Below are 10,802 nucleotides of genomic sequence, written 5' to 3'. Positions count from 1 at the left end.
GGCACCCCGCAAGGAGCACCCGTATGAGCGCAACGCAGTCCTACTCCGATCCCCTGGCCCCCACGCCGAATCCCGCGCGGATCTCCGATGAGGCGCGCGTGGCCTTCTGGGCCGAGCAGGCCTCCCGCCTGGACTGGGCGCAGCCGTGGCACACGACGCACCGCTTCGACAAGCCGCAGCGGATCGGCACCGACGACGACGGCAGCCCCATCTACTCGGTGCCCGAGATCGCCTGGTTCGAGGGCGGCAAGCTCAACGTCGCCGTCAACTGCGTGGACCGCCATGTGGAGGCCGGGCGCGGCTCGCACGTGGCCCTGCACTTCGAGGGCGAGCCCGGCGACCGCCAGACCTGGACCTACGCCGACCTGCAGAAGGCCGTGGCCCGAGCTGCGAACGCGCTGGAGTCGCTGGGCGTGGTCCAGGGCGACCGCGTGGTGATCTACCTGCCGGTGATCCCGGAGACCGTGATCATCACGCTGGCCTGCGCCCGGATCGGGGCGGTGCACTCACTGGTCTTCGGAGGCTTCTCCGCCGAGGCGCTGCGCTTCCGCGTCGAGGACACCGGCGCCAAGGTCCTGGTCACCACCGACGGGCAGAACCGCCGCGGCAAGGTGGTGCCGGTCAAGGCCCAGGCAGATGAAGCGTGTGCCGGCACCAACGCGATCGAGCACGTGCTCGTGGTGCGCCGGACCTCCCGGCCCGGCAACGCGAAGCTGCCGGCCGGCAAGCGCGGGGCGCGCTCCAACGACCAGATGGAGCTGCCCTGGACCCAGGGCCGGGACCTGTGGTGGCACGAGCTGCTCGAGTCGGTCTCCGACGTCCACGAGGCGCAGGCCTTCGACGCCGAGACGCCGCTGTTCATCATCTACACCTCCGGTACCACGGGCCGCCCCAAGGGCCTGGTGCACACCATGGGCGGCTACCTGGTCCAGGCCGCCTACACGCACGCCCTGCTCTTCGACCTGCTGCCGGATGCCCCGGACGACCACGGCGTGCTGCGCCCGCAGGAGCTCTCCGCCGTCAACGACCCCGCCAAGGTGGACGCGACCATCCACTGGTGCACCGCCGACCTCGCCTGGGTCACCGCGCACACCTACGAGATCTACGGGCCCCTGGTCAACGGCGTCACCGAGGTCATCTACGAGGGCACTCCGAGCACCCCGGACTTCGGCCGGCACTTCGACATCATCGAGCGCTACGGCGTGACGACCTACTACACCGCCCCCACGCTCATCCGCTCGCTCATGGGCGCGTTCCCCAAGGGCCTGCCCAAGGTCTGGAACCTGTCCTCGATCCGCCTGCTGGGCACGGTGGGCGAGTCCATCAACCCCAAGGCCTGGCGGTGGCTGCGCGAGCAGGTGGGCCGCGGCGAGGTCCCGTTCGTGGACACCTGGTGGCAGTCCGAGACCGGCTCCTGCGTGGCCTCGCCCCGGCCCCACGATCCGCAGTTCGCCCCTTCCGGGACGTTCCCCGAGGGCACCCCGCACACCGCGGCCAAGCCGGGCTGCGCGGTGCGCCCCGTTCCCGGGGTCTCGACCCGCGTGGTGGACGCGGCCGGCGAGGAGGTCGCGGCGGGCGAGCAGGGCCTCGTCGTGGTGGATGCGATCGGGCCGTCCATGGCCCGGACCGTGTGGGGAGACCCGCAGCGCTACCTGAGCTCGTACTGGGCGGACTTCGGCGAGCGCGGCTGGTTCCTGGCCGGCGATGGCGCCCGGCTCGACGAGGAGGGCGATCTCTACATCCTCGGCAGGGTCGACGACGTCATCAACATCTCGGGGCACCGGCTGTCCACGATCGAGATCGAGTCGGCGCTGGTCACGCATCCGCTGGTCGTCGAGGCCGGGACCGCTCCGGTGGCCGATGCGCTGACCGGCCATGCCGTTCTGGCCTGCGTGGTGCTCACCTCGGAGGGCCGTGCCCTGCCCGAGGCCGAGGTCCGCGAGACCCTGCGCGCCCATGTGGCGCAGGAGATCGGCCCGATCGCCAAGCCGCGCGAGGTGATCCCCGTGCCCGATCTGCCCAAGACCCGCTCCGGGAAGATCACCCGGCGCCTGCTCGCCCAGCTCTACGAGGGGCGGCCGCTGGGCGATCGCTCGTCGCTGCAGAACGAGGGGTCGCTCGAGGCGATCGAGCAGATCTTCTCGGCGCGCGGCTGACCCGCACCCACCATCGCCGCCGCGTCGCCCTGCTTGCAGGGCCCCACCCGGCGGCACAGACTCTCCAGCAGGACCCACGCCAGGGGCGCGCCCCACGAGGAGGACACATGGCCGAGCACCAGTTCGGATTCCGCACCCGTGCGCTGCACGCAGGCGGGACTCCCGATGCCGAGCATGGGGCCCGCTCCGTGCCGATCTACCAGACCAGCTCGTTCGTGTTCAAGGACGCCGACGATGCCGCCAACCTGTTCGCCCTGCAGAAGTACGGCAACATCTACTCGCGCATCGGCAACCCCACGGTCGCGGCCTTCGAGGAGCGCGTGGCGTCCCTGGAGGGCGGCATCGGCGCCGTGGCCACCGCCTCCGGCATGGCCGCCGAGTTCATCACCTTCGCCGCGCTGTGCGGGCAGGGCGATCACCTCGTGGCCTCGTCCCAGCTCTACGGCGGCACGATCACCCAGCTCGACGTCACCCTGCGCCGCTTCGGCGTGGAGACCACGTTCGTGCAGGGCACCGACCCGGCCGACTTCCGGGCCGCCCTCACGCCGCAGACCAAGGCCGTGTACACCGAGCTGATCGCGAACCCGTCGGGCGAGATCGCCGATCTGGACGGGCTGGCGGCCGTGGCCCACGAGGCCGGGATCCCGCTGGTCGTGGACGCCACGCTGAACACCCCGTACCTGAACCGGCCCTTCGAGCACGGTGCGGACATCGTGATCCACTCGGCCACCAAGTTCCTGGGCGGGCACGGCTCCACGCTGGGCGGCGTCGTCGTCGAGTCCGGGCGCTTCGACTGGGGCAATGGGAAGTTCCCTTCCATGACGGAGCCGGTGCCGTCCTACAACGGCGTGAGCTGGTGGGGGAACTTCGGGGAGTACGGCTTCCTGACCAAGCTGCGCTCCGAGCAGCTGCGCGACATCGGCCCGGCGCTGTCCCCGCAGTCGGCCTGGAACCTGCTGCAGGGCGTGGAGACGCTGCCGCAGCGCATCGACGCCCACGTGGCCAACGCCCAGGCCGTCTCCGAGTGGCTGGAATCGGACCCGCGCATCTCCTACGTGAACTACGCGGGGCTGCCCGGGCACCCGCATCACGAGCGCGCGCAGAAGTACCTGCCGCAGGGCCCCGGCTCGGTCTTCGCCTTCGGCGTGGCCGCCACCGCCGAGCTCGACGCCCGCGAGGTGGGCGGCCGGTTCATCGAGGGACTGCAGCTGGCCTCCCATCTGGCCAACATCGGCGACGCCCGCACCCTGGTGCTGCACCCGGCCTCCACCACGCATCAGCAGCTCACCGCCGAGCAGCTCGTCTCAGGAGGCGTGGGCCCGGACCTCATCCGCATCTCCGTGGGTCTCGAGGACGCCGACGACATCCTGTGGGACCTCGATCAGGCCCTCACCACCGCCACGGGCATCACCCGCGAAGGAGCCTCCGCATGAGCAGCCAGAACCGCATCTGGGTGGGCCCCAGCGCCCCCGAGCGCCTGAACATCCTGCGCTCCACGAAGTCCATCGCGATCGTCGGGATGTCGAACAAGCCCTCGCGCGCGTCGTACTTCGTGGCGACCTACCTGCTGTCATCGTCGCCGTACGACGTCTACTTCGTGAACCCCGTGCTCGACGAGGTGCTGGGGCAGAAGGTCTACCCCTCGCTGGCCGACCTGCCCGTGGTCCCGGACCTGGTGGAGGTCTTCCGCAAGGACGCCGACCTGCCCGGCGTGGCCCAGGAGGCCGTGGACATCGGCGCCAAGACGGTGTGGATGCAGCTGGGCTCCTGGAACGAGGAAGCCGCGCGGATCGCCGAGGACGCCGGGCTCAACGCCGTGATGGACCGCTGCGTGAAGATCGAGCACGCCCGCTTCCACGGCGGGCTGCACCTGGCCGGCTTCAACACGGGCGTCATCTCGTCCAAGCGACAGGTCACCGCCTGAGCTGACGCCCCTTCCCCGCCGCGCGCCAGCGTGCCTCCGCGCGCTCTTCGCCTGCGAGAGCGAGGACAAGCACACAGGCGCGCGTGGTCGCGCTCGCGCTCCATGCCGCCCCAGCGGGCGGCGTCGATGTCCCTGGCCGTCAGCGGCACCAACAACGGGTTCGTGGGAGCGCCCCTGCTCCTGCTGCTGATCCCTGAGTCCGCGGGCCTGGCCATCGGCATGTCCATGCTCGTGGACAACGTGGTGATCATCCCCGTGGCGCTGACCCTGTTCGAGGCCGCCTCCGGCCGCGGCGCTCCCCTGGGACGACGGATCGGCGGCATCGCCCGCAGCGTGCTCACGCACCGCTGATCATCGCGATCGCCCTGGCCCTGGTGATGACCGGCTTGGGCCTCGATCTGCCCGGCATGCTCGACGACGCCGTCCGCCTCATCGCGCAGTCGTCGTCGGCGGTGGCCCTGCTGTCCATCGGCGGCATGCTCGTGGGCCTGCAGCTGCGCGGTCAGCTCGCGGATCTCTCAGCCACGGTGATCGCGAAGCTGCTGGTCATGCCGGCGATCGCACTCGGCCTGATCCTGCTGCTTCCCGCGCTCGGGCTGCCCGGGCTGGCCCCGGACCTGGCGGCGGCCGCGCTGCTGGCCTGCGCGCTGCCGTCGATGTCGATCGCCGCAGCCCTGGCCGAGCAGCATGGGGAGGGCGAGTTCGGAGCCGCGGCGCTTCTGCTCTCCACGGTGGCCTCGTTCCCGACGCTGACCGCCTGGCTCTTCGTGGTCGGCGCCCTGGGCTGGCTGCCCTTTGACGCGGCGGCAGCCTGAGCCCTGCCGCCGGCCCCTGCCTGATCGCCGTCAGCTCGCGGCCGCGTCCTCGGTGGACTCCGGCGCGGCCTTGTCCTTGGTATCGCCCGAGATCAGGCTCATGCCCAGCGCGACGGCCATTCCGGCGGCACCCGCGACCTGGAGCGCGATGAGATCCATGAGCACCAGGATCACTGCCGTCGCCGCGCTGACGAGCAGCTGCCACGACTTCAAGACCGCCACCTGGCGGGTCCACACCTCGCGCGACAGGGTGAGCACCGATCCATGGGGCTTGCGCAGCATCGAGGTCGGCATGCACCACACGTCGGCAGCCAGCATGGGAGCCATGATCACGGAGGGGATGACCCGCTCGTTCCCGAGCAGGGGAGGCAGCAGCGCCACGGCGAGCACGGCGATGCAGCCTTCCACTCAGTCCCGCGAGCGCTCCCCAGATCCGGCGGCGCCGGTGCCGATCGCCAGGGCGATGCCGAAGACGACAGCAACCCCAGGGTCGAAGACGTTCAGGAGGACCAGACCGAGCGTTGCCGCGCCCGCCACGTACAGCTGCAGCGCCTTGAGCCGGGCGGTCCGAGCCGTCCACACCTCCCGACCCATGAGAAGCGCCGAGCCGGTCTGGTCCGAGCTGAAGGAGGTGGGGGCGCACCAGGCGCCCACGATCAGGGCGATCGCGGAGACCACCGCCCCCAGGACGTGGGCGCCGGAGATCAGCGGCAGGAGCAGGGCGAGGGCTGCGGCCACGACGGCGGTGGCGATCAGCGGGGGTCTCAGCATGAGCCCATTCAATCCGAGCCGAGCGGGCTTGTCCTCAGTCTCCCGGGGGATGACGACGCCGCTCCAGAGGCCTATGCCTCTTGACCGCGTCGGCGACCCCTCCGTTCTATGGAGCCATGGATTCGGTCCCACGGCAGGGCGGGCGGGGCAAGGACTCGCTGTGCTTGGCAGCAGCGGCGGTACTGGGCATCGGGCACGGACTGTTCAGCCTCTACTGGGCCGGTGGCGGTCAGTGGCTGCTGAGCACGGTCGGGGATGTCGCGTCGCAGTTCGACGGACGCCTGTGGCTGCTCGTGCCGGTGGGGCTTGTGAAAGTCACCGCTGGCCTGGCGCCGTGGCTGCTGGCGCGCAGCGGGTGGCCCCTGGCTCCGCTGAGCCGTGCGGTCTGCTGGCTCAGTGCCGCTGTGCTCATCCTCTGGGGAGGGCTCAGCACCGTGACCGCCCAGCTCGTGCTCGCCGGGGCCATGCAGCCGGACGGCGGCTTCGACCGCAGCTCGATGCTGGGCCATGCCTGGCTGTGGGATCCCTGGTTCGTCGTGTGGGGAATCGTCCTGGTCATCGGCCTGGTCCGCTCCCGTCGGGGCCCGTCCCGGCGCCGCTCGACGACGGCGCCGGGGGCGACAGATGAGCTCGCGCGCGATTGACTGGCCCCATGGAGATCCTCAAGCAGTACCCGGTGCTGGACACCGACGACGTCGACGCCGAGGCCGACTTCTGGGCCGCAGTGCTCGGCGGGACTACCGAGCCGGACTTCCAGAGCGCGGCCGGCGAGTGGCGCACGATCGTGGTGGACGGCCGCGAGGTGCTTGGCATCCAGCTGGCCCCCGATCACGTCCGCCCGCAGTGGCCCGACGGCCCCCAGCACCAGCAGATGCACCTGGACCTCTACATCGCCGACCTCGAGGCCGCCCACGCGGAGGTCACGGGGCTGGGGGCCGAACTGCTGCAGCCGGCCGAGGATCCCGCCGCCGCGCGCGGATTCCAGGTCTACGCCGACCCCGCCGGCCACCCGTTCTGCCTCTGCTGGGGCTGACACAGCCGTAAGGGAGGCTTGAGCCCCCTCCCGCGCCTACGTACCTCGATGCGCCACGTGACACTCAGGGCGCATTAAGGCACGTAGGCGCGGACGGAAGAGGGCACTACTCGGCGAGAGTGCCGAGTGTCAGTGAGTGTGGTGCGCGTGCCGGGCGATGTGGGACGCGCTTCCGGGTCCCGTCGAGCCCGCACCGGGAACCGCAGAATCCGAGGCGGCGGCTCCGGACGAGGCCCCGGTGAAGGCGCCGATCGCCAGGGCGACACCGATGCCGAACATGGCCGCCATGGCCGCACTCAGCAGCTCGAGGCCCTCGAGTCCCACCAGCACGCCGCCGGCCACCACGAGCTGCAGGGTCTTGAGGCGAGCGAGCCGCTGGGTCCAGACGTCCTGGCCCACCGTCAGCAGCGAGCCGATCTCGCCCTGCGTGTAGGTCGCCGGCACGCACCAGGCCCCGATCACGGCGATCAGCCCGGCCACGATGCTGACCGAGACGAACTCGCTGCCCACCAGCGGCACGACGACAGCGACGACCACCACGATGGCCGGGGTCGCGATCAGCGGTGCTCGAAGCATGAATACATTCAATCGCACACAGATCGCTGCACCATCCGGATGACCGGTCATGTCAGCTCCCACATAGGGGGACGGCCGACAGCGGGTGCTGTCGGCCGTCCTGAGGCGCTGCGGGAGTCGTTGCAGGTCAGCCCACAGGGACCGGCGCCTTGACCAGGGAGTACAGGTCCTTGGGGTCGTCGGGATCGGCGATCAGGTCGATGTGCTGCTGCAGATCCGTGTCCGCCGTGGCATCGCGGACGCAGCGCAGCGCGGAGAAGTCGGAGATCGCGAAGCCCACGGAGTCGTAGAGCGTGATCTCGTCGTCCGATCTGCGGCCCGGGGCAGCACCGGTGAGGACCTGCCAGAACTCGACGACCGGGAACTCGGGCTCCATCTGCTGGATCTCGCCCTCGATGCGGGTCTGCGGGGTGAACTCCACGAAGACGCTCGCCCGGCGCAGGATGTCCGCCTCGAGCTCCGTCTTGCCGGGGCAGTCGCCGCCGACCGCGTTCAGGTGCACGCCGGGGCGCACCTGATGATCCGAGAGCACCTTGTTCTGCGCCTTGTCGGCGGTGCAGGTGGTGATGATGTCGGCACCCTCGACGGCCTCGTCGACCGAATCGGCCAGGGTGATCCGGAAGCCGAGCGGCTCCAGGTTCCGGCGGAGCTTCTCCATGGCGGCGGGATCGACGTCGTAGACCCGCAGGTCCTCGATGCCGAGCACCGAGCGGAAGCCCAGGGCTTGGAACTCCGACTGGCTGCCGGCGCCGATCAGCGCCATGACCTTGGAGTCCTTGCGCGCCAGCTGACGGGCGAACATGACCGAGTTCGCCGCGGTGCGCAGCGCGGTCAGCAGGGTCATCTCGGCGAAGAACGTGGGATAGCCGTTATCGACATCCGAGAGCATCCCGTAGGCGGTCACTGTCTGGTACCCGCGGGCGGGGTTCGACGGGTGCCCGTTGACGTACTTGAAGCTGTACGTCTCGAGATCCGAGGTGGGCATGAGCTCGATGACCCCCACCGGGGTGTGCGTGGCCACGCGCGGGATCTTGTCGAAGCGCTCCCACTTGCGGAAGTCCTCCTCGATGTAGCCGACCATCCTCTCGATGATCGATCCGACGCCCTCGCGCTGGATCCACTGCGCCATGGACGGAACATCCACGAGCTGCGGCATACGGCCTCCTTCTGACGTGTTGGGGAACTGCTGCTGACGAGCTGCTGCACGGTTCGTCGAGTGACCCGTTCAACAATATGCGCAGAGAAGTGCGCAGATAAGCCGCAATCTGTGTGCAATCTGCTCACTTGAGCCGCAGTCTGCACAGCGACGCGTAGCATTCTGCGCATGTCGGAGATCACCGAGCTGGAGCGGCGCCTGATCGCCGAGCTGCGCGCCGACGGCCGAGCCCCCATCGCCGCGCTCGCCGAGCGGCTGGGGGTCTCGCGCACCACGATCAGCCGCAGCATCGAGCGCCTGACGGCCCGCGACGTGATCATCGGCTTCACCGTGCGCACCCGCTCGATCACCGACGACGAGGTCCGGGCGATCTCCTTCATCGAGGTCCAGGGCTTCACGACCGATCAGGTGATCGGCTCGCTGCGCGGACTGCCGGAGATCATGGGACTGCACACCACGAACGGCCACTGGGACCTGGTCGCGGAGATCTCCTGCCGGAACCTGCGCGCCTTCGACGACCTGCTGCGCCGGATGCGCTCGATCAAGGGCATCGTGAACTCGGAGACCTCCCTGCTGCTCAGCTCGGTCGTGCGCTGAGCGGAGCACGCGGCCGCCGGGCGGAGCCGGCATATCCCGGCTCCGCCCGGCGGCGGCTGGATGCTGAAGCGCTGAGGGTCAGCGGGACCCGTCGGGATCCCCCGAGGCGCCCCCGCGCGGATCCTCCGGACGGTGCGAGCGCTGGGTGAGCAGCTCCTGACCGGGGCTGGTGCCCACCACGGGATAAGTGCCGGTGTAGCCGTCGCGGGCCGCGGCGATCTCGCGGACGCGATCGCGCACCACGAACCAGCCGATGACCAGGAACGGGATGACGGCCACCATAGCGACCAGCGTGTAGGTGCCCACGGGGTAGTCGAAGGCGATCAGCACCATCACGGCTGCGATGAACGCGATCACGAGCCAGTCGGCGAAGCGGCCGCCCGGGGCCTGGTAGCCAGGGCGGGTGTACTGCCCGAGCTTCACGAGCTGCAGGAACTTCTGGTGGGACATGGCGATCGCCGCCCACGAGGCCATGGTGCCGATCGCCGCGATGTTCAGCACGATCTCGAAGGCCTGCGCGGGGACCCAGAAGTTCAGGGCCACGCCGAACAGCGCCACCACCGCGGTGAGGAGGATGCCGCCCACCGGCACACCGGCCTTGTTCATGGTCCCGGCGAACTTCGGCGCGGAGCCCGCCACCGACATGGAGTGCAGGATGCGACCGGTCGAGTAGATGCCGGCGTTCATGGAGGACATGGCCGCGGTGATCACCACGAGCTGCATGAGCGGACCTGCAGCCTCCACGCCGATCGAGGAGAAGAAGGTCACGAACGGGGACTCGTCGGCGGAGTATGCCGTGTACGGCATGAGCATGCACAGCAGGACCACGGAGCCCACGTAGAAGACCGCGATGCGCAGGATCACGGAGTTGATCGCCCGCGGGATGACCTTCTCCGGGTCCATGGTCTCGCCGGCGGTGGTGCCCACGAGCTCGATGCCGGCGTAGGCGAACACGACGCCTTGCGTGACGATGATGGCCGGGAGGAAGCCGTTCGGGAACAGGCCGCCCTCGCTCGTGATCAGGGAGAAGCCCACCTCGGTCCCCGTGGGGGTCCCGAAGATCACGAAGATGATGCCGATGACCAGGAACAGCAGCAGCGCCCCGACCTTGACCAGGGAGAACCAGAACTCCATCTCGCCGAAGACCTTGACCGAGACGAGGTTCAGAGAGACCACCGCGACGACCACGATCAGCGCCACGACCCACTGCGGGATCTCCCCCAGGAAGGCCATGGACTCGTACTGCCCGAACCAGGCGATGTAGATCGCCAGCGCCGTGGCATCGGCGACCGCCGTCATGGCCCAGTTCAGCCAGTAGAGCCAGCCGGAGACGAAGGCCGAGCGCTCCCCGTAGAACTCGCGGGTGTAGGAGACGAACGAGCCCGAGGACGGACGGTGCAGCACCAGCTCGCCCAGGGCGCGCAGGATCAGATAGCCGAAGAAGCCGCAGACCGCGTACAGGATGAACAGCGACGGGCCGGCGGTCTCGAGCCGCCCGCCGGCACCCAGGAACAGGCCGGTGCCGATGGCCGAGCCGATCGCGATCATCTGGAGCTGACGCGCCCCGAGGCCCTTGTGGAAACCCTCCTGCTCATAGGCGAAGGGATCATCCGGCTGCTGCACCGGGGCATTGCTCTCGTGTGACATGACTGCCTTCTTCTGCTCAGGCGCCATCGGCCCCAGGCGCCGACAAGCACCACGGGGACGCGACGGGAGGGCCGGACGGGACAACCGGTGCAGCAGCGACCGTCATCAGCCGAGATGTAGCGTACAT

The 10,802-nt window shown here is 69.7% G+C and carries 13 protein-coding genes; 8 read left to right on the top strand and 5 right to left on the bottom strand.

Annotation, left to right across the window (positions count from 1 at the left end; all coding sequences use genetic code 11):
* Positions 1-23 precede the first annotated feature (23 nt).
* From RF645_RS12230 to RF645_RS12210, 5 genes are all read left to right on the top strand, one after another.
* Positions 24-2,156: an AMP-binding protein gene (locus RF645_RS12230; protein WP_368819182.1), complete on the top strand. Its 2,133-nt coding sequence runs from the start codon at positions 24-26 to the stop codon at positions 2,154-2,156.
* A gap of 107 nt (positions 2,157-2,263) precedes the next feature.
* A complete protein-coding gene (locus tag RF645_RS12225; protein ID WP_368819181.1) occupies positions 2,264-3,589 on the top strand; it encodes an O-acetylhomoserine aminocarboxypropyltransferase/cysteine synthase family protein in 1,326 nt (441 codons plus the stop codon).
* Positions 3,586-4,080, top strand: coding sequence for a CoA-binding protein (locus tag RF645_RS12220; protein WP_368819180.1), 495 nt, complete (start codon positions 3,586-3,588; stop codon positions 4,078-4,080). Before RF645_RS12225 ends, RF645_RS12220 begins: the two co-directional genes overlap by 4 nt.
* 126 nt (positions 4,081-4,206) lie before the next feature.
* Positions 4,207-4,431 (top strand): hypothetical protein, encoded by a 225-nt coding sequence (locus tag RF645_RS12215; RefSeq protein ID WP_368819179.1) that lies wholly within the window; start codon positions 4,207-4,209, stop codon positions 4,429-4,431.
* Between the two features lie 26 nt (positions 4,432-4,457).
* Positions 4,458-4,895, top strand: a complete 438-nt coding sequence (locus RF645_RS12210) for an AEC family transporter (protein ID WP_368819177.1) — start codon at positions 4,458-4,460, stop codon at positions 4,893-4,895.
* 30 nt (positions 4,896-4,925) lie between these two features.
* On the opposite strand, the gene RF645_RS12205 is transcribed toward RF645_RS12210, so the two are convergent.
* Together RF645_RS12205 and RF645_RS12200 are read right to left on the bottom strand one after the other, a co-directional pair.
* Positions 4,926-5,213, bottom strand: coding sequence for a hypothetical protein (locus RF645_RS12205; protein WP_368819176.1), 288 nt, complete (start codon positions 5,211-5,213; stop codon positions 4,926-4,928).
* Positions 5,214-5,303: 90 nt separating this feature from the next.
* The gene (locus tag RF645_RS12200) at positions 5,304-5,666 is read right to left on the bottom strand and encodes a hypothetical protein (RefSeq protein WP_368819175.1); all 363 of its coding nucleotides are present in this window, start codon (positions 5,664-5,666) and stop codon (positions 5,304-5,306) included.
* 116 nt (positions 5,667-5,782) lie between these two features.
* Here RF645_RS12200 and RF645_RS12195 point away from each other — a divergent pair, with 116 nt between their 5' ends.
* Both RF645_RS12195 and RF645_RS12190 read left to right on the top strand, forming a co-directional pair.
* Positions 5,783-6,310, top strand: a complete 528-nt coding sequence (locus RF645_RS12195) for a DUF3995 domain-containing protein (RefSeq protein ID WP_368819174.1) — start codon at positions 5,783-5,785, stop codon at positions 6,308-6,310.
* Positions 6,311-6,318: 8 nt separating this feature from the next.
* The gene (locus RF645_RS12190; protein ID WP_368819173.1) at positions 6,319-6,699 is read left to right on the top strand and encodes a VOC family protein; all 381 of its coding nucleotides are present in this window, start codon (positions 6,319-6,321) and stop codon (positions 6,697-6,699) included.
* Positions 6,700-6,828: 129 nt separating this feature from the next.
* Here RF645_RS12190 and RF645_RS12185 read toward each other — a convergent pair whose 3' ends face one another.
* The gene (locus tag RF645_RS12185; protein WP_368819172.1) at positions 6,829-7,275 is read right to left on the bottom strand and encodes a hypothetical protein; all 447 of its coding nucleotides are present in this window, start codon (positions 7,273-7,275) and stop codon (positions 6,829-6,831) included.
* Between the two features lie 127 nt (positions 7,276-7,402).
* Complete coding sequence (locus tag RF645_RS12180) at positions 7,403-8,431, bottom strand: ornithine cyclodeaminase (protein ID WP_285731011.1); 1,029 nt, start codon at positions 8,429-8,431, stop codon at positions 7,403-7,405.
* A gap of 168 nt (positions 8,432-8,599) precedes the next feature.
* On the opposite strand from RF645_RS12180, the gene RF645_RS12175 reads away from it, so the two are divergent.
* The gene (locus RF645_RS12175) at positions 8,600-9,028 is read left to right on the top strand and encodes an Lrp/AsnC family transcriptional regulator (RefSeq protein ID WP_368819171.1); all 429 of its coding nucleotides are present in this window, start codon (positions 8,600-8,602) and stop codon (positions 9,026-9,028) included.
* A gap of 78 nt (positions 9,029-9,106) precedes the next feature.
* On the opposite strand, the gene RF645_RS12170 is transcribed toward RF645_RS12175, so the two are convergent.
* Complete coding sequence (locus tag RF645_RS12170) at positions 9,107-10,675, bottom strand: amino acid permease (RefSeq protein ID WP_368819170.1); 1,569 nt, start codon at positions 10,673-10,675, stop codon at positions 9,107-9,109.
* Positions 10,676-10,802 lie beyond the last annotated feature (127 nt).

The organism is Kocuria sp. CPCC 205260, assembly GCF_040981045.1.
Classification (GTDB): Bacteria; Actinomycetota; Actinomycetes; order Actinomycetales; family Micrococcaceae; genus Kocuria; species Kocuria palustris.
The sequence above is the reverse complement of the archived record's forward strand: the minus strand, read 5'-3'. Positions and strand labels throughout refer to the sequence as shown.

Excerpts from the sequence above, each read along its gene's own strand:
- RF645_RS12230 (WP_368819182.1), top strand. The coding sequence starts at position 24 with ATGAGCGCAACGCAGTCCTACTCCGATCCCCTGGCCCCCACGCCGAAT.
- RF645_RS12225 (WP_368819181.1), top strand. The coding sequence starts at position 2,264 with ATGGCCGAGCACCAGTTCGGATTCCGCACCCGTGCGCTGCACGCAGGC.
- RF645_RS12220 (WP_368819180.1), top strand. The coding sequence starts at position 3,586 with ATGAGCAGCCAGAACCGCATCTGGGTGGGCCCCAGCGCCCCCGAGCGC.
- RF645_RS12215 (WP_368819179.1), top strand. The coding sequence starts at position 4,207 with ATGTCCCTGGCCGTCAGCGGCACCAACAACGGGTTCGTGGGAGCGCCC.
- RF645_RS12210 (WP_368819177.1), top strand. The coding sequence starts at position 4,458 with ATGACCGGCTTGGGCCTCGATCTGCCCGGCATGCTCGACGACGCCGTC.
- RF645_RS12205 (WP_368819176.1), bottom strand. The coding sequence starts at position 5,213 with ATGCTGGCTGCCGACGTGTGGTGCATGCCGACCTCGATGCTGCGCAAG.
- RF645_RS12200 (WP_368819175.1), bottom strand. The coding sequence starts at position 5,666 with ATGCTGAGACCCCCGCTGATCGCCACCGCCGTCGTGGCCGCAGCCCTC.
- RF645_RS12195 (WP_368819174.1), top strand. The coding sequence starts at position 5,783 with ATGGATTCGGTCCCACGGCAGGGCGGGCGGGGCAAGGACTCGCTGTGC.
- RF645_RS12190 (WP_368819173.1), top strand. The coding sequence starts at position 6,319 with ATGGAGATCCTCAAGCAGTACCCGGTGCTGGACACCGACGACGTCGAC.
- RF645_RS12185 (WP_368819172.1), bottom strand. The coding sequence starts at position 7,275 with ATGCTTCGAGCACCGCTGATCGCGACCCCGGCCATCGTGGTGGTCGTC.
- RF645_RS12180 (WP_285731011.1), bottom strand. The coding sequence starts at position 8,431 with ATGCCGCAGCTCGTGGATGTTCCGTCCATGGCGCAGTGGATCCAGCGC.
- RF645_RS12175 (WP_368819171.1), top strand. The coding sequence starts at position 8,600 with ATGTCGGAGATCACCGAGCTGGAGCGGCGCCTGATCGCCGAGCTGCGC.
- RF645_RS12170 (WP_368819170.1), bottom strand. The coding sequence starts at position 10,675 with ATGTCACACGAGAGCAATGCCCCGGTGCAGCAGCCGGATGATCCCTTC.